Annotated in this window: 9 protein-coding genes; all 9 read right to left on the reverse strand. The window is 53.8% G+C overall.

Annotation, left to right across the window (positions count from 1 at the left end):
* Positions 1 to 222: 222 nt before the first annotated feature.
* Complete coding sequence (locus tag AC2LB6_RS14030) at positions 223 to 1,404, reverse strand: beta-barrel domain-containing protein (RefSeq protein WP_490093974.1); 1,182 nt, start codon at positions 1,402 to 1,404, stop codon at positions 223 to 225.
* Positions 1,401 to 3,608 (reverse strand): type I secretion system permease/ATPase, encoded by a 2,208-nt coding sequence (locus AC2LB6_RS14035; protein ID WP_490093975.1) that lies wholly within the window; start codon positions 3,606 to 3,608, stop codon positions 1,401 to 1,403. Before AC2LB6_RS14035 ends, AC2LB6_RS14030 begins: the two co-directional genes overlap by 4 nt.
* Before the next feature lie 28 nt (positions 3,609 to 3,636).
* Positions 3,637 to 4,896: a TolC family outer membrane protein gene (locus AC2LB6_RS14040; RefSeq protein WP_490093976.1), complete on the reverse strand. Its 1,260-nt coding sequence runs from the start codon at positions 4,894 to 4,896 to the stop codon at positions 3,637 to 3,639.
* 319 nt (positions 4,897 to 5,215) lie between these two features.
* Positions 5,216 to 12,637 carry a BapA/Bap/LapF family large adhesin gene (locus tag AC2LB6_RS14045; protein WP_490093977.1) on the reverse strand — a complete coding sequence of 2,474 codons (7,422 nt, stop codon included), beginning with the start codon at positions 12,635 to 12,637 and terminating at the stop codon, positions 5,216 to 5,218.
* 1,344 nt (positions 12,638 to 13,981) lie between these two features.
* Positions 13,982 to 15,373, reverse strand: coding sequence for a hexose-6-phosphate:phosphate antiporter UhpT (gene uhpT, locus AC2LB6_RS14050; protein WP_490093978.1), 1,392 nt, complete (start codon positions 15,371 to 15,373; stop codon positions 13,982 to 13,984).
* A gap of 152 nt (positions 15,374 to 15,525) precedes the next feature.
* Positions 15,526 to 16,854: an MFS transporter gene (locus AC2LB6_RS14055; RefSeq protein ID WP_490093979.1), complete on the reverse strand. Its 1,329-nt coding sequence runs from the start codon at positions 16,852 to 16,854 to the stop codon at positions 15,526 to 15,528.
* A 9-nt stretch (positions 16,855 to 16,863) separates the two neighbouring features.
* A complete protein-coding gene (gene uhpB / locus AC2LB6_RS14060; protein ID WP_490093980.1) occupies positions 16,864 to 18,363 on the reverse strand; it encodes a signal transduction histidine-protein kinase/phosphatase UhpB in 1,500 nt (499 codons plus the stop codon).
* Entirely contained in the window at positions 18,360 to 18,953 is a 594-nt protein-coding gene (gene uhpA / locus AC2LB6_RS14065; RefSeq protein ID WP_490093981.1) for a response regulator transcription factor UhpA, read from the reverse strand. Before uhpA ends, uhpB begins: the two co-directional genes overlap by 4 nt.
* Positions 18,954 to 19,135: 182 nt before the next feature.
* On the reverse strand, positions 19,136 to 19,804 hold the full coding sequence (locus tag AC2LB6_RS14070) for a YecA/YgfB family protein (RefSeq protein WP_490093982.1): 669 nt from the start codon (positions 19,802 to 19,804) through the stop codon (positions 19,136 to 19,138).
* Positions 19,805 to 19,844: the final 40 nt, after the last annotated feature.

Below are 19,844 nucleotides of genomic sequence, written 5' to 3' on the forward strand. Positions count from 1 at the left end.
AGTTATCATCTAAGCAAAGGCACTAAGCCATGTAAATATTAAAACATGGCCACAACCCAGTGGACTGACTGACCACCGTGAAGGACATTTTTTAAATATTCTGAGAGGAGGTTAAAGAATATCGGGATAGGGAAGGGGGACAATAGGTTGATTGCCTGATGGGTATGACAGTGCTGTGTGCTGGTGTTTACTGCCCCCTCTGCAGGGGCAGTAAAACTTACTTTACCTCTCCCGCAGCGCTTCCTTCGCGCGGTTAAGCGGCTTCATCAGATACTCCATGATGGTTTTACTGCCGGTATGAATTTCACCCATCGCGATCATGCCAGGATAAACCGGAAACTTTTTGCCCTTTTTATTGACCAGATAATCCTTATCGGTGCGGATGTAGACACGGTAATAGTACTGGTCGCGATGCACTTCATCCTGAATGGTGTCAGGTGAGATAGAGGCTACTTTGCCCTCCAGACCGCCATAGATGTTGTAGTCATACGCCGTCAGTTTCACCACGGCACGCTGGCCCGGTGTGATAAAGGCGACATCGCGCGGGGCAATCTGCGCCTCAATCATCAGTTGTTCATCCAGCGGCACAATCTCCATCAGATTGCCGCGCTGTGGAATAACGCCGCCAACCGTATTGACCTCGATATCTTTAACAATGCCTCTGACTGGCGTAACAATCACCGTGCGAGTCAGCGAGTCAGCGCGTCCGATAATAATCGAGCGCTGAGACGCCGCTTCGGCATTGGCTTTCGCGAGCTCTTCACGTGCCTGAACAATATAGTGATTCTCTGCGTCGTTGAGCTTGTTTTGCAGATCGTTCGCCTGGCGTTTCAGGCGCAGCACTTCCACATTACTGGCCGCGCCTTTTGCCACCAGGGAAGAGGTCAGATTTAGCTCACGGTTTATCAGGCTCAGCGCTTCGGTCAGGCCGCTGATGGTTTTGCTGTAGTTCTCCCGCCGCGAGTGGTAAAGCGCCGTCTCAGCGGCCACTAATGGCGGATCGGCTAATACCTCTTTCGGGAAAATCAGCGGTGTACCAGCGGTCTCAGCCTGCAAGCGCGCCGCGGTTGCCAGCGCAGCCCGTAAATGTGAGGTGCTTTCCTGCACACCCGAGTCAATCTGGGTTGGATCCAGCAGGGCCAGTATCTGACCCACCTCAACCACGTCGCCCTCGTGAACCTTCAGCTCTTTGAGGATCCCGCCCTCCAGCGACTGGATGATCTGCTCGTGTGAGCTTGGTACGACTTTGCCGACACCGACGGTGACTTCATCCAGTTCGAAATTCGAAGCCCAGATAAAGAACAGCAGCAGCATGACCAGCACTGACATAATAATCAGACCGCCGGACGAGGGGCGTTTACGGGAACGCTGATGCTTCTTTTTACGGAATAAGGAGAAAATCATGCCTGTGCTCCCTGCGGTTTAACATTTACTTTGCCCTGATGAGGCGCGGTGCTGGCTTCGGGCCGGGTGACCAGCATCTCTGCTTTCGAGCCATCCCGCGCAATTCTGCCTTTGTCGATCAGCATGATGCGGTCAACCAGCTGCAATACCGCCGGGCGGTGAGTGGCTATGATCAGCGTCCGGTTACCCATCCACGTCATCAGCCGCTCAATCAGATGCTTTTCAGCGACGTCATCCAGCCAGGCAGTAGGTTCATCCAGCAGCAGCACGCTGGGCTGGCGGAGCAGGGTACGCGCCAGTAACAGCTGCTGACGCTGTCCGCCAGACAAGCCTTTCCCTCCTTCCTGCAACAGGTAATCCATGCCTTCAGGCAGACGCTGAATAAAGTCGAGGGCTCCACTGATCTCCAGTGCCTGCTGCATCTCCTCTTCCGTTGCCAGCGGCATGCCCAGGCGTAAGTTCTCGCGAATTGTGCCGTAAAAGAGCGAAGAGGTCTGAGTGAGCAGCCCGACATCACGCCGCACATCCAGCGGATCGATAGAGGAAAGACGCACGCCATCCAGCAGCAGTGCACCTTCGCCCGGCTGCAACAGGCCCGCCATCAGTTGCAGCAGCGTTGATTTGCCGGATCCATTACGCCCCAGCAGCGCCACTTTCTCACCGGCTTTAATCGTCAGATTCTTCACCGTCAGCACCGGGTCAGGGGAGTTCGGGTCGTAGCGATAGATGACGTCGGAGAGGGCATATTCGCCGTTAATGCGCGGGCGATGAACCCGGATGCTGCGCTCTGGCTGATCGACCTCGCTGTTGAGCAGGTTCTCCAGTCCTTCACGCGCCACTTTGGCCTGCTGCCAGCGGCCAAATATCATCGCCAGTTGTCCCAGCGGTGCCATCATGCGTGACGCCAGCATGGAACAGCCAATTAACACGCCGGTAGAGAGGTCGCCACTCATGGCAAAGAAGGCGCCCACCAGCACTACGCCCACGTAAGCAATAGTCTGAACTTCGCTGGTCCAGCTCATTAGCAGCCCACTGATAAAACGCTGCTTTTGCGAAGATTGACTGATTACCTCGTTGAGGTGATTCCACTGGTTCTGAAAGTAGGGCTCTGCGCGCAGCAGCTTGATGTCATCCATGCCCTGTACGGTCTCAACCAGCATGGCGCTGCGTACCGCAGACTCGCGCATGGTCGCTTTAGAGAGCTTCGCCAGTGAACCCTGTGCCAGCAGGCCCGGAATAACAATCAGCGGAATCGCCGCCAGCGGAACCAGCACCAGCCATCCACCCAGTAACCAGAGGATAAAGAGAAAGATGATTAAAAAAGGCAGATCGGCAATCGCAGAAATGGTTGTCGAGGTAATCATTTCACGGATCTGTTCCAGCTCGCGGATCTGGGCAATAAACGATCCGGTCGATTTGGGACGCTGATCGTTACGGATACGTAAAGCGTGACCAAAGACGCGATCGGATATGCGCAGGTCCGCGCTTTTACCCGCCATATCAGAGATATGCGTGCGGATAATGCGCATCACAAAAACGCAGGTCAAGGCTATCATTACGCCACCGAACAGCACCCAGAGTGAGGGAACGGACTGGGAAGGGATTACGCGGTCATACACCTGCATGGTGAACAGCATCGCGGAGAGACCCAGCACGTTGGAGATCAGCGACGCAAACATCACGTTTACATAGGCTGGCCACTCCCGAAGAATCGTTTGCCACAGCCAGTCAGCACGATGCGGTTTGATGTAGTCATCTACCCGAGCATCTGGCACTGAGGACTCCGGCTTCGCCAGCAGTACGCGCTGCGCATGTTGCGACAGCTCTTCAATACTTAACGTGGTCTGCAGCTGTTTTTCACCGCTCAGCATTACGCTGACTTTGCCCTCTTCGCCGATAGTGGTGATGACGCCGACGCCGCGGGAACCAAAATCGACGATCAGCGGCATCCGCCAGGGATTGAGCTGCTCCGGATCAAACTCATCGAAAATGACCAGCAGGCCGAGCTGGCGGGCCATATTTTCAATCAGCGCATCCTGTGAAAGGTGCTGCATATGCCATTCCGCTTCTCCTTTCACCCGTTCAGGTGAACCATCAAGCCGGTAATGTTTAGCCACCAGCAGCAGCGCTTCAAGCCAGGGGGTATAAGCCTTTTTTGCCTCAGGCTGGGCTGAAGCACTCTCCCTGTCAGATATCGTGTTCATTATCATCTTCTCTTCTTAGCTGACAGAATTACGGCGCAATGCGCAGTCCCTGGATCACTTTATTATTTAAATCAAACGCGTCGCGGGCCATTCCGGTCACCACCAGATAATTAACGGAGGAGGCCCACAGATCGCAACGGGCGTTAATTAAATCCTGCCGGGCGCGACTTATTTCCTGTTCGGCATTGAGTAAGTCGAGAACATTTCGATTACCTAAAGATAAATATTGTTCCCGGTACAGGGCGCGCGTTTCCATAATGGTTTTCATCCGGCTGCTCAGTAACGTGATGTTTTTTTGCAATCCCTTAACGCTCTGGAAATAATTTCGTTGCTGATCGCTAATCTCCAGTTTCTTACTGGCAATAGTGGTCCTGGCTGCTTCCAGCGCTCTGGCACTGGCGCTTTCCTGCGCCACTAATGCACCGCCCTGATAAAGCGTGCTATTTACGGAAAGGTAAACGTTCTGGTACTGGCTATGGCGCTGATAATCCGCAATGTCGCCGATATATTTATTGGTGTTGGCTTCAAGCGATAAAGTGGGGTAGCGCTGCGCTTTGTAATTACGTAACTCTGCCAGGGCGACGGCAGCATCTGCCTGGGCCACTAAAATGGTCGGGTTACGGTTTAAATCGATCCTGGCGCTTTGACGCTCAATCAGGGGCAACAGGGAGACCGGCGCGGATATTTTCTTCTCTGCGACCGGCTGACCGAGTAGCGATTGCAGATGGTATTTCTGCTGCTCCAGTTTGATTTCAAGATCCAGCTGTGACGCCTGTGCGGCTTCAACGCGCGCCTGGGCCTGAACCGGATCCACACGGGTGCTGGCACCTGCCTCGGCACGCATTTGCGTCAGAGCCAGGATATCACGCAGGGCTTTGACTTCTTTCTTCGCATTATCGAGCAGCTGCGTAGAACGATAAACTTCATTCAGCGCCAGTGCGGTTTGCTCAATAATGGTATCGATCTGCATCAGGACAGTGGCCTGCTGGCGCAGATATTTCGCGCTGGCCTGATCGACCGCGCTGCCGGTTTTACCAAAGTCATAGAGCATCTGAGACAGGCCTACTGTGGCAACGTGACCACTGCCCTCATCCTGTTGACGGCCCGAGGTGATACCCGCTTTTATGGCCGGAAGATAGCCCGCTTTAGCCCCATCAATGGTGAATTCTGAAGACTCTAAGGTTGCAATGCTGCTGCTGATGGAGGGATGATGATTAACTGCCAGTTGAATGGCTGCCTGCCAGTCAGCTGGAAAAGATTCGGCCGCATGCGTGTCAGCAGGCTGCATATCAATTTCTGCCGGGTTTATCTGTAACTTATCTGCCAGCGCCGATCCGCCTGCCGGCCGTGTTCCAGGCTCCGGTGTTTTTGAGAATACGCCCCAAAAGCCTGAAGGCGCTTCATTGACCGCAGGCTCACTTGCAGAGAATAGTTTTTTATCTGCAGCAAAAGAAGAGTGGGTAATAAAAATACAGTGCAAAATGATAATTATTTTTTTCATGATATTTTAAAAGTTAAATATACCTCAGTCATAAAAGTCGGCTTAGCGCGCGGGGAAAGAGCAGGCTGGTATAAATAACCCAGCCTGCTTTTAATGCGGATTTTAATTATCCGATGGTTACATCGTCTTCAATATATAACTGTACCACGGAGCCATCGGCTGCAGAACTGGTGTAATGGTTATAGTTAACCCCATTTGCCACTAATCCGTCTGCCTGCTCCCAGTTACCATTGAGCGTCACCGTGTCGCCATTTTCCCCTCTGACAAATAACGTATTATCGCTATCAGTTACCTTCAGCAGACTTTCTGCACTAACTACCAGATTGTCTTTTCCGGCATCTGTCATCAGGTCGATGGTTTCAATATTATTGACCCTGGCCGAGATATCACTGAGGTTCAGCGTACCGGTGCCATGCCAGGCCAACGTATCGTTACCATCAGCACCGTTGATTGAGATGAAATCGGTGTCATAGACTTCGAAAACATCCGCACCGCTTGTGCCAGTGAAGGTAATTTCTCCACCCGCGCTGCCATCAACATCAACACCCAGGTTAAAGCTCAGAGAAGCATTGCTGCCGTCTGACAGGGCATAGGTGAAGGTATCAATGTTACCGCTGTGCGCATACGCATCATCCACCACGTAGCTGTAGTGACCCGCCTCATCGATAACCAGCGTGCCATAGGTGCCTTTGACGCTGACGGCACTGTCGTCGGTAATCGCGGTGGTTTCACCATTCAGGCTCACCGATACCACGGTAAGATCAGATGCTGCATCATGAATCGATCCAGAAATCTGCTCTGCTACTTCATTAAAGCTTAAACCTTGCTGGACGTAGAGCTTGACCGTTGTGCCGTCAAGCGTCGTACTGGTGTACAGCTTGTAGATAAGGTTATCCAGCGTTTCCACGCCGTGAGCCACCCATACCCCCTGCAGTGAAAGGGTGTCATTGCTGCCACCCCGCACATATAGCGCGTTGTTGCTATCTGTGATTTTCTCAATATCATCGGCAGTAATAAGCAGCGCTGCTGACTGGCCGTTATACTGCAAATCGATGATTTCGATATTGTTCACTTTATCAGCAACTTCACTGAGGTTCAGGTCACCTTTTCCATCCCAGACCAGCGTATCCTGCCCTGACTTACCATCTACCGAGGTAAACTGGGTGTCGTGAACGGTAAAGCTGTCATCGCCAACGGTACCGGCAAAGATCAGCGCACCCCCTTCCGATCCATCCACGGAAACACCCAGCGTGATCACCAGATTTTTGGTAGTACCATCTGCCAGAACGTAGGTGAACGTGTCTTCGCTGCCGGAGAGTTTGATCACCGAGTCGCTGTTCAGCGTGTAGGTATAGCTGCCGTCATTATGGATAGTCAGCGTGCCATAGGTACCCGCGATAGTGGTTCCGGCTGCCGCTATCAGCGTATAACTCGCTGCACCGGCAACAATGCCTGCCGCTATCGATTTCACCTGCTGCGTGCTATCCACAGCGCTGTCGCTGGCGAAGACCGAACCGGTCGCGCTTGAGCTGGTGCTGACCTTATAGTCGGTGGTGCTGACGATATTCACTGCCACTTTCACGGTGAGCGCGTCGTAGTTGGTTGACCACAGGAAGCCAGGATGTCCGGACTGCGTGCTGTCGACCACGATGCGATAGGTTCCCGCACTCTGGCCTTCCAGCGAGACACTCAGCGGATTACTACTGGTGACCGCCTGAGTGCCGCTGGTCACGTTGTCCCAGCGCAGCGTCTGCTCGTTATAAACCTGCAGCGACCAGTTCACCGAAACGCTGTTACTGGCATTGATCGATTCCCCGGTAACGCTGACGTTAATCTCCTGCAGATCGCTGGCGCTGTTAACCGTAAAGCTTTCACTAGTGAAGCTGCTGGTCGCGGTGTTCATCGTAGTGGACTGCGCCACGCTGTCGCTGAGCAAGGCAACGTTGCCCGTCACGTCGGCAGCATTGTGTTCAGGCACGGTCTCTGCGGTGCTCGGTTTTATATCGCGATCAACATAGAGATTCACTGTCTGACCATCATCAGTTGTGCTGACATAATGAGCGTAATCGACATTGTTGATCACTTCACTACCAGACAGCGTCCAGCTTCCTGACAGTGTCAGCGTGTCAGACGTTGCGCCTTTAACAAACAGCGTGTTGTCAGCATCGGTGATATCCGCCACGTTTTGTGCCGTAATCACCAGATTGTTTGCCGCACTGCTATTCGCCAGCTCAATTTCTTCAATATTGCTGATTTTCGCCTGAATATCACTCAGCGTCAGAGTACCAGTACCATTCCATACCAGCGTATCCAGACCCTCACCACCGTCAATGCTGGTGAAACTGGTATTGCTTACGTTGAAGGTATCATCGTCCGCTGTACCCACGACTTCCTGTGCGGCGGTCACGGTGTACTCCGCACCGTTCTGACTATCCTGATAGGTGGCAGAGGAGAGAGAAAGTCCCTGCTGCACATAGATATCAACCACCGAACCGGCGGCTGTCGTGCTGGTATAGTGGGTATAGAAGATACTATCCACCACTACTGTGCCGCTGTTCACCCAGGTGCCTTCCAGCGTCACGTGATCGCCAGAAACGCCCTTGATATACAGCACATTATTTTCGCTGCTGACATCCTCTACGCTCTGCGCATCGATTACCAGATTGTCGGCACCGGAGGTAGAGGTCAACATGATTGATTCCATGTTGCTGACCTTCGCTGCGACGTCGCTTAAAACCCGTTGACCGTTGCCATGCCACGCCAGTGTGTCGTCACCTGCTGCACCGTCCACAGAGGCGAAGTTGATGTCATAAACATCAAACACGTCGTCGGCTTCAGTACCCTGGAAGACCAGCGCACCGCCGTCGCTACCGTTAACCTCAACGCCCAGGTTGATCGTCACTGTTGCAGTGACGATTTCACCATTGGCACCTTTCAGTGCGTAGGTGAATATATCCTGAGAGCCAGATGGCAACGTCGTAGTGTCAGGGGTATAGGTATAGGTACCGTTGCTATAGATCAGCAGGGTGCCGTACTGACCCGTAATCTTGACGCCGCTCTCGGTAACCCAGGTATAGCTATCATCAATGGCCACATCGCCAACGCTATCACCCGCTTTAGCGTAGATTCGGGTGTAAATTGAACTCAGTTTATCAACCGCACCGTCCGTACCTTCATCTGTCAGTATGTTGCCGCTTGCTACCTCGCTGGTGGTAATGACGTAATCCGTGGTACTGAGCGTCTGGACCGACATGTCCATTTTCACCACGTTGGTTGCACCGCTGGTTGAAATTGCAACACGATAGGTTCCTTTGTCCAGGCCTGACAGCAGCGTTGACATCTCTACGTTCTGAATAACTTCGCCATTATGAGAACCAGCCTCCACAACGGCTGATTGGGTTTTCACTGTGGACCATGAACCATCACTGTTCTGTATCTGTACTTCATAAGTGATGTGAAGTGGTGAATCGAAATTATTACCGAACAGGTTCCACTCGGTACTCAGCGAGAGTGAGCCGGTGACGATATCGTCAACACCGGTCAGCGAGAAGGTCGAGCTGTAGTTCATTACTCCGCCTGTAACCCCGCCTGCAGCCAGCGCAACACCTGTATCGCTGGCGCTGGATGTTACAAAGTTCATCAGTACGGTGGCATCCGCCTCATTACTGGAAGCGATGTCCGTGACAGCTTGCACGGATGGGTCGGTCGCATCCCAGCTCAGATTCAGCGCAGCATTAGTGGTACCAATCTGCACATGAATCTGTGCCGACGAACTTTCGCCGGTGACGGAATCGGTGATGGTATAGGTAAAGGAGTCAACTTTGCCGATACTCTCCATTGCTGAAACCGGCGTGTAGACATAACTGCCGTCGGCGTTAATCACCAGCGTGCCATATTTTCCTGCCAGCGTTGCTGTGCCAGTAGCGTCATCAATAGCAGCTTCAGAAACAATGCCATCACTGTCAGTAAAGCTGACCGAACTGACTGTGGTATAGGTTTGATGCGCGATAGAATCTGCACCATAGACATTGTCAGCGTCCAACATCACATTGCCCGTTGCCGTTGTGTAGTCGGTCGGTGTGCCCTGCTCTGCCAGTTTGTAGATGGTTTTGGTCGCATCCAGACTGAAGCTAACCCCAACGTTAACCCCGCTGGTGGTATAGACCAACTGATACTGACCAGCGGTCAGACCTTCCAGCGTAATGGTTGCTGATGATGCGCCCAGACCAAACAGGCCGAACAGGTTGCCAGTGTTTTCCTCGGAAACGTTGACCCATGTACCCGTAGACGAATCGTACTTCTGCAAAACCAGCGTCGAGTTACTTGCCATGTTAAGAAATGCGGAAGAGGTAGCGGTAACATCAAGGCTTAAAATCGTACCGTCGGCGACAACGATTGGGTCACTCACGATCTGATTATTAAATGCAATTAATCCGCCATCGCTCAGTACCGTTCCCAGATCCTCTGTAGCACTAATAGGATAGGAAAAGCCCACAGCTGCCCCTGAACTAATATTATCTGAGGCTTGCAGGTTAATAACCTGGACATTCAGATCTATTACTGCAGAAGGATCGCTGCTGTTCCCGGCTGCATCAGTTACGGTGAAGGTCAGTTCATGGCTGCCGTCATACAGGCCTTCCTCTGGGATAAGCTGCCAGCTGCCATCCTCAGCCACGGTGGTTTCACCCACAACCTGATCTTTGTCGAACAGTGTAACGGTGGTTCCAGGCTCAAGATCGCTGCCGCTGAAGGTCAGTATGTTATCGCTTTGGATGTCTGCCGTGCTGACAACCTCACCGATTTCATCCGTGATCACTACGGTGGTAATGTCTACACCTTCCGGGGCAACAGAATCCACAACGTAATTAACGCTTGCTGACTCACCACTGTTGTTACCGGCGGCGTCTACTGTTTCAAATGTGAAGCTGTGCTCACCATCAACCAGTGCTTCAGATGGTGTGAAAGACCAGCTGCCATCACTCTCCACTTGTCCTTCACCCAGTACGGCACCATTATCGTGAACAATAACGGTGGTACCAGCTTCCAGACCCGATGCGCTGAAGGTTGGTGTTGTATCAGCAATCAGGCTGCCCGCAGCTAAAATATTTCCTTCATCATCGGTTACCACAACATCGGTAATGTTGAGTATGTCTGGCGCAACGGTGTCGACAACAAAATTGATGGTATCGCTGCTGGTGTTTCCTTCGCTATCCGTTACAGTCACGATAAACGTATGGTCACCCTCAGCAAGTGCTGTCTCTGGGGTAAAGCTCCAGCTTCCATCAGCATCAACCACGACAGTGCCCAGCACGTTTTCGCCATCGGCAATCGTTACTGTAGAGCCTGGCGTCTGATCATGACCACTGAACGTTGGAGTACTGTCATTAATTGCATCGCCATCAGTAATGATGCTGCCTGCATCATCCGTGATCACTACGCCGGTATTGATCCCTTTAGCTGAAGAAATCGACAGATCTATCGCTGCGGATATGCCGCTGCTATTGCCGACGGTGTCTGTTACTTCAAAGGTAAACTGGTGTTCACCATCGTCGAGTGCATCCGAAGGCGTAAAGGACCAGCTGCCATCCTCATTCACCGTGGTTTCACCCAGTACTTCATCGCCGTCGCGAATAATCACCGTTGCTCCCGCCTCAAGGCCTGAGCCACTGAAGGTCGGTGTACTATCAGCAGTAACGCCTGCTGCGGTAATTGCTGCGCCATCGTCATCAATCATGGTCACGGTACTGATATCCACACCTTCCGGTGGCGTGCTATCGATCGTCAGTTCGATGAACCCATTGTTTGTATCACCTTGCAGATTGGTAATGGAGATACCGAGAACGTGCGCGCCATCAGCCAGAGGGGTATCTGACGTAAAGGTCCAACTGCCATCTTCACCGACAGTCAGACTAACCAGCGTCGTCTCTCCATCAGTAATAGCAACTATCGTACCCGGCTCAAAGTTCTTACCGTTGAACGTAGGGGTACCATCGCTGGTGATATCGCCATTCAGAAGAGCAGTACCGTTATCATCAACGATCTCAACAAATGGCTGTGTATTTACCACAATATTGATTGTGTCATTCACATGGTTGCCGCCGGCATCGGTGCCGTCGATGACCAGGGCATGATCGCCGTCGGCCAGCGGGGCGTCGGGGGTGACGCTCCAGCTGCCGTCGTCATTAACGGTGGCCTCGCCGATCACCGCGTCGCCGTCGGAGACGGTGACGGTGGAGCCGGGCTGCATGCCGCCGCCGCTGATGGTCGGGGTGCTGTCGCTGGTGCTGCCGCCGTCGGCGATCGGGTTGCCGGCGTCGTCGGCCAGGCCCGGGGTGGTGCCTGAGGTGTCGATGCTGATGTTGGCGGTGTCGCTGGTGGCGTTGCCGTTCGCGTCGGTGCCGTCGATGACCAGGGCGTGATCGCCGTCGGGCAGCGGGGCGTCGGGGGTGATGCTCCAGCTGCCGTCGTCATTAACGGTGGCCTCGCCGATCACCGCGTCGCCGTCGGTGATCACCACGGTGGAGCCGGGCTGCATGCCGCCGCCGCTGATGGTCGGGGTGCTGTCGCTGGTGCTGCCGCCGTCGGCGATCGGGTTGCCGGCGTCGTCGGCCAGGCCCGGCGCGGCGGCGCCGGTGTCGCCTTCCGCTGGATTACCTGTGTCGTCGCCCGGCACAGCGGCACTGTCATTGTCTTCTGCCGGGCTGCCTGCATCATCACTCGTGCCCGGCGTCGTGTCGCCGGTGTCGATGATAACGTCGACGGTGCTGCTGGCAGGGTTGCCGCTGGCGTCGGTGCCGTCAACCACGAGCGCGTGGTCGCCGTCGGCCAGCGGGGCGTCGGGCGTGAAGGTCCAGTTACCGTCGGCATCCACGGTGGCGGTGCCAAGTTCGGTGTCTCCGTCGGTGATCACCACGGTGGAGCCGGGCTGCATGCCGCTGCCATTGATGGTCGGGGTGCTGTCGCTGGTGCTGCTACCAGTCACAAGGTTACCCGCATCGTCGACAAGAGATGGCGTTGTGCCAGGAACAACGCTGGCAGCGCTGTTGTCCTCATTGACTGCTGCCGTATTGTTATTTCTTGAGGAAGAGCCACCTGAGTTTGATGCTGCAGCCACACCAATTATCGCGGCCAGACCACCTAAAACACCACCCGCCAAATAGACATTGTCAGCAATGAGCGGATCCGCAGTCGTTGAGGCGAGTTCATATACGCCATTAGCCGCATCATAGTTATACGCATAGGCCACACCATCCGGCCCAGAGGCAGTCATGATCGGGAGTTCATCTGCGGTGACGTTTTGCAGGACGATGTCGTACTGTTCACCCGTTACATCATTCACCAGCTTAAATTTCATCTGGCCGTTAGCTTTTGACGCAACGATCTTCTGCGGAGGCTGCCCATCAACGCTGTGAACTTCATAGGACGCAGCCTGTGGCGTGGACTTCAATGCCAGCGACTGCCCAGATTTTAAAGCATGCTTAGCAATGATATTGCCATTGCTGTCTTTAATAATTAATTGAATTTTCATTTTTCACCCATAGATGCCGAAATGAGCCAGGCGATTAATTAATCACCAGGCGTTGCTGTGCTTATTTAAGAAGAATATCGCTAAAACAATTAATTAACCTCCATGTGGTCGTTAACAATTGCCATCTGCTGTGGCGTAATAAACATGGCTGAAAAGTATTATTTTCTGTAATAAATGGTGCCATTTAAGACGCTGCATTAATAATGTGGAACGCTTTTTCCAGTGCCCTGCTGTAAGGTTAAAGATCGTTTTTCAGGGTAAGGTTTTATCCTGTTTTACGATTGATTTGCTTATCCTTAATTTTTATTACCCCGGTCATATTGCTCATAGAGTGATATCTGCTAACGGACTGCCTCACCTGGCGGTAATACTATTCGGTATAACTTCAATCACCTCTGTTTTATCAAAGAAGCAGGGGTGATGGTTTAATTGTTCAGGTAACTGCAATCCGTATTCTTACAAATAAAATCATAAAATGGAATTCGCTGAGCGCTGGCGAGATATAGTATCGGTCATAATCAAAATGCAGCTAATTTATGGATATAAATTTTTTAATATTTCTTTTTTTTGGCTGTAAATTCTAATTTTAAACGTTATTTCAGTTTTTATCGGATTTTTCTGTCAGTTCAATGTAAATATGGGTAATGCGCTGCTTTGTGCATGCAAAAAAGGGTTTCAAAATAGAATGAATAAAAATAGTCATTAAAAACAGTTGGTTGTTGGCTGGTTCTGGATTTGAAAGGGGTTGTGTTTAAAAGGTAGAATGGTTTTTTAACTCCAGGTGTTAATATTTCTGAAGCGCAATAAAAACTTGCGTTTTCATATGGCAATAAAAAAAGGGGGTTATTTTTAGCAATAAATGTACTTTTAATTAGCTGTATGTGTGGTACGGGGAGTGATGTTAATTTTATAATCCATGTTAAAAAATTTCGCGTGTTGCTGCTTGCTTGCGTAGCATGATGAGATAAATATCTTTGGCCAGTTAAACGGAGAGGGTTGTTATGCTTTCATCTTCTATGTCGGTTTCCCAGGTTTATGAATAAGTATGATTATTCCCCGTTATTCTGATAATGCCGGTTTATTGTACCTTAACGGCTGTGCTGGCTGTTATATATCACTGGATGCTGGCAGGTCGCCTGTAATCCGCAGGCGTTGTTAATGCCTGCAGCAAAGTTCGGTTTCAGCAGGAAGTGGACTCAGAAGGGTTAATCGGAAGGTGGATAGTTATCGTTGAAACACATTTCAGACTCTATCGGGAATGAGTCTGTATCGTGTCTTCTGCAGCAATCTCTCTCTTCATTTTTGCAAAAAAAAGCCCGGCTTACGCCGGGCCTGATTTTATCTTTACGCCATCTTCAAACGCTGTAGCCGTTTCTCGCGGCGAATCTTGCGCTCTTCCATCACGGCAACCAACGCCATCAGGCAGATACAGGCGATAGCGGCAGCATCCAGTGCGGCAAAGGTGCCCGCCCAGCCGGTCAGGCCAAATATCGGTGTGCCGTCGGCAATCATGCCCAGGCCCAGTTTGGCGAAGCTGTCGCCTATCAGATAAGCGAAGGTGCCTTTGATGCCATCGGCTGCACCAATCGCTTTTTTCGGCACAAAGCCGACCGCGGCGACGCCGATTAACAGCTGCGGGCCAAAGACCAGGAAGCCCAGTGCGAACAACGATGCCAGATAGACATACTGGTTGCTGGCATGCTGATAAATCCCGAGCGTGGCAATAATCAGCGCCAGTGCGACGCAGGCCACCAGTGCACGACGGCCATTGGCCAGATCGGATAGCCAGCCCCACAGCAGCGTACCCACCAGTGCACCCACCTCAAACAGGGTAAAGCCCTGAATCGCCACCTCTTTAGAGAGCTTCAGCTCCTGGAAGGCGTAAACCGTTGACCACTGATCGATCCCGATGCGCACTACATAGAGGAAGATGTTGGCGAAGCAGAGCAGCCAGATCACCTTGTTCTTCAGTACGTACTCGACAAAGATCTGCCATTTGGTCATCGACTCATCTTCAGCTTCTTTGTCCTCATCGCTCAGCTCTTCGTCAAACAGCTCTTCAGCCTTGCCCAGGCCATAAGACTCCGGGGAGTCGCTGCCATAGCGCAGGCCGATAAAACCAACAATCAGTGCGATGATTGACGGGAAGATAAACATGCCGATGACGTGACCGTCGAACAGCACATTGGCACCGAACAGCGCGACACCTGCCGCACCGGCACCGCCGAGGTTGTGGGAGATATTCCACATCCCCAGATATGTGCCACGCTTGCGGCGCGGCGTCCACTTCGTGATGGTGGAGTAGCTACAGGAGCCGCCGGTACTCTGGAAGAATCCGCTTAAAGCATAAAAGGCGATCATCAGGAACAGGCTGACGGAACCGGTGCCCATGCTGGCGCTGAAACCCAGCATACAGATGGCCGAGAGAATCAGCATAAACGGCAGGAACTGCTTGGTGTTTTTGCCGTCCGCATAATAGGAGACCAGGGTTTTCCCGACGCCATAGGTGATGGAGAAGCCCAGACCAATCATCCCCAACTGCGTCATGCTCAGTCCGTAGGTGGTGATCATATCGTTCTGCGCGATATTGAAGTTTTTGCGGATCAGATACATGGTCAGGTAGCCGATAAAGACCACCAGATAGGATTGCATAAACGGCTTGAACCACATCTTGCGCCGCAGTTCAATTGGCAGATCCAGCGTTGGTCTGCGCACCTGTTTGAGGAATGCCAGCATGGAAGGGGATTCTCCTGGTTGGAATAGCTGCAATGGGCAGCGAATGGCTGGCATTGTAAAAACCTGCCGCCAGACTGGCCTGAGACAGCATCCAGGCGAAACCAGGAAAATTTCTTAGTTTTTCCCCAATTGAGGCAAAAAGGAGAGACGTATCACGCTTCAGGCAGAGGGCGCGGCGCCTGAGCATTTAAAAACGGCAGCAGCAGCAAGGCAGATATCCCCGCCGCCGTGGCAATCACCGCAAAGAAGCCGCTCCAGTGCCAGACGTCGATAACCCACGCCAGCGGCCAGCCGGAGAGTGACGCGCCGAGATAGGCGAAAAGACCGACGAAGCCAGTTGCCGCGCCCGCCGCATCTTTATGGGAACACTCGGCTGCCGCCATGCCGATCAGCATCTGCGGGCCGAAGACAAAGAAACCGGTAGTAAAAAAGCAAGCTGCCTGCATCACGTAACTGGTAAAGGGCATCAGCCACAGTGAGCCGACGGAAAGCAAAATCCCGGCTGCAAAAATCAGGTTCATCGGGCCACGGTTGCCGTTAAACAGCTTGTCCGAGCCCCAGCCCGCGACCAGCGCGCCTATTACACCGCCCAGCTCAAACAGGGTGACTACCGAGTTGGCCGTCACCAGATCCACCCCCAGCGTGTCGGAGATGTAAAGATTTCCCCAGTCATTGAGCGCGGCGCGAACCACATAGACCAGCACGTAACACAACGACAGCAGCCAGATATAGGGATTGAATAACACATAGCGGGTCAGGATCGCTTTGCGACTCAGACCTGCGCCTTCCTGCTGCTGCGCCATCTCCATCTCATCCTGTCGCCAGTCGCCTACCGCGGGCAGGCCGACAGTCTGAGGCCGGTCGCGCAAACGCCAGCAGAGAAACAGTCCGGCGAGTATCGCTAAACTGCCCGCAATCATCATTCCGGTTCGCCAGCCATAGTGCAGCGCCACCGCGCCGATAACGATCGGGATAACCGCACCGCCGACGTTGTGTGCGGTGTTCCATAATGCCCACCAGCCGCCGCGCTCGTTACGCGAATACCAGCTGGTCAGCAGGCGCGCGCAGACCGGCGCGCCCCAGCCCTGGAAAAAGGCGTTGATGGTCCACAGCAGCGCAAAGGCCCACAGTGAGGTGGAGAAGCCAAACAGGATATTGACCACGCCGGTAGCGATCAGCCCCAGCCCCATAAAATAACGGGCATTGGAGCGGTCACTGACGATGCCGGAGAAGAACTTCGACAGGCCGTAGGTGATGTAAAACAGCGTCGCCAGCAGGCCGATATCGGTGCGCATCATCACACCGCTGGCGATCACTTCCGGTGCTGCCGCGTTGAAGCTTTTGCGGGTAAAGTAGAACAGGGCATAGCCGATCCAGATGGTCGACATGATGTGCCGCCGCCAGTAGCGATAGCGGCTGTCAATCTCACTTTTGTCCTGCAGCGGGGCGGCGTTAGTGGGCGTTTTCAGAAAGTTAAACACGGTGATTCCTCAGGCCGAACGCAGCGGCAGATGCACGCTGACGCGGGTTCCATGGGTGCAGGAGATAGTCAGGGATCCGCCCAGCGCACTCACGCGTTCGCGCATCCCGACCAGACCAAAGCTCTGCTGACCGGAACCTGGCGGCAGACCGCAGCCATCATCTTCAATCACCAGCAAAACGCGACCATCCTGTTGCCAGCCTTTCAGCATCACGGCACTGGCGCTGGCGTGTTTTACAATGTTGTTCAGCCCCTCCTGACAGACGCGAAACAGCGTGACGCGCTGCGCTTCGCTCAACAGCGTCTCATCAATACGCCACTCAAGGTGGCTGACGATGCCGCAATCCTCCAGCTCCATCTCACGCATCAGGGAACGAACCGCCTGTTCAAGTGACAGGTCATCTAACTGACGGGGTCGCAGACGTCCCAGCAGTCGCCGCACTGAATCGTAGACACCCAGTGAGAGCTGTTCAATGTGGACGCCGCTCTGGATCACCCGGCCATTATCTGGCGCAAGGCGCTGTACAATGCCCGCCTGAGTGCGGATTGCCGTAATCGTCTGACCGATATCATCATGTAGTTCGCGCGCCACCTCCTGCCGTACATTCTCTTCTGTCTCGACCAGCCGTTCCGCCAGGCGCCGGTTGCGCGCCAGCTCACTCTGCAGCGACTGATTCAGCTCGCGTAGCCGCTGGATACCCGCACCCAGCAGCAGTCCGGTCAGGCTTTGGGCCAGTAGCGAGAGGAGAAGATCGACCGGGTGATCGTGCCAGGTCTGGCTGGCGATCAGCGCGATTGCGTTCATCAGCGTCGCGATCAGCGCACCCTGCCAGCCGTAGTGCCAGGCCAGCGCAATAATCGGCAGCGCCAGACAGAATGGCGTAAAGCGCGACAGTTCAGCGGGCAGGCCAAGCTGCAACCAGAGACTGATGACAAACAGCAGCAGATACCAGACAAGATGCCGGGCGCGCCAGTTTACCGGGTGTGAGACCAGCGACGGCCCCAGCGGCTGCCAGCGGGTGCTGGTGAGATAGTGCCAGATTACCAGGCAGGTTGGAGCCAGCGTCAGACCACCGGTAAGCGTAAGCAGCAGGGCGTTCAGCATCTCTTGTTGTCCCACCCACGCCAGGGATTGCAACAGCGCCGCGGCGATCAGTGCCGCACCCTGGCTCAGCAGCGTGCGCCAGTCGCGCTGATGGCGGTAATGGGAGATCAGCGCCACCGGCAGCAGCGTCAGTACACTGCCCGCCATTAACAGCGGCAGATGGGCCAGCGCGACCACCTTCGCCAGCCAGATCAGCATGATCCACTCAGCTGCCAGCAGCACCGGCCAGTAAGCGCGTGGACATTGCAGCATCAGCCCCAGACGCAGGCCAAACGGGAATAGCAGCACCGCCAGTTCCGGGCGTTCCACCAGATGCAGACTGATACTCCACAGGCAGAACCAGGCCGCCGAGAAGATGAAAAAGCTGGCGACAATGGAGATCAGCCGCGAAACACAAGAACTCATTGCCAGCCATCAAACATGCGGCGCGCCAGCTCCACATCATTGCTGACGCCGAGCTTCTCCATCAGATTCGCGCGATGGACATGTACGGTTTTCGGTGACAGCGCCAGCTCAACGGCAATTTCTTTTACCGCCATGCCCTGTGAGAGTTTTTCCGCCACCTGACGTTCACGTCGGGTAAGCGGGTCCTGCCGACCGGCGGCCAGCTTGATCGCAATCTCTGGCGTCAGATAACAGCCGCCTGTGGAGACCGTGCGCACCGCCGCGATCAGCTCATCGGGACGACAGCGTTTAGAGAGAAATCCGCGCGCACCGGCATTAAGCGCCTGCTCCACCAGAGCCGGACTGTCATGGACTGACAGCATGATGGTGGCCAGGCCCGCCGGCAGCTTGCTCAGCAGCGCCAGCCCGGAGAGATCCGGCATCGAAATATCGCAGATACAGACCTGAACGCCACAGCCCGGTAAACCTGCCAGCGCCTCACGGCCAGAACCAAATTCCGCGACGACCTTGAAATCCGGTTCCAGGCCCAGCAACTGGGCAAAGCCGGAGCGGACGATAAGGTGATCGTCAATAAGCGCGATGGTGATCATGTCTATTCCTGGCGGGTAAAATCGCGCTTACCTTAGCGATAAGCACGAAGCTGTTCAAGTCGTGAGCAGTCTATTCAGGTAAGCATGTGGGTAGAGTGATGCAGGTCAAACTGTCGTGGATAGTCAGATAAAGCATGCCGGGTCGAATAGCCGCCCGGCAGGTCGTGAGGCTAAGCAGTTGATCAATGCAGACAGCACTGCTTGTATTTTTTGCCGCTGCCGCACGGGCAGGGATCGTTGCGGCCGGGCAGCTTCTCTGCCGCGACAGGCTTCTGGGGAGCGGGAATAGCTTCTGGCTGGGAGATCCAGTGATCGTGCAGCGCCAGCGCAGCAGGACGAATAGCTTCAATACTGGCTTCCATCTCGTCTGGCGTCATAGCATCGATCTTTTCAAGATTCTCTTCCACGCCGTGCAGAGCGATGGCGTCCAGTGCGGGTTGCAGGTCCTGCGGCAGGGCAGACCAGTCGGTCAGCGCGACACCGCGCATGTAACCGAAGCACCACTCTTCCACCACGGTAAATTCCAGACCTTCCATCTCGCGGATGCCAAACAGCGGTTCGAACTGCTCCGGGAATTCAGATAAGCGGTCAGCCACATCATTCATATGCTGGAAGCAGAGCGACATAAAGCGCGTCATTTCACGCTCGTTGCTCCATTTTGGAATCTGCTTCTCGCCACCCCACAGGGCAACCAACCACTGGCTGGGCTCAACGGTAACGGGACCAGAGAGGACGGCGGTCAGCAGGCCGTCGAGCTCGGAGACATCAATAATCGATGCTTCGCTGCCATATTTTTCCAGCATATCTTCCAGCCATTGCAGCTCTTTTTCGGACAGTGGGCCTTCTTTCATGCGGTTGCCTCCCGGGCATTTCAAAATTTCAGCGCGGCGT

It is taken from the genome of Pantoea sp. RCC30.1 (genome assembly GCF_058148845.1).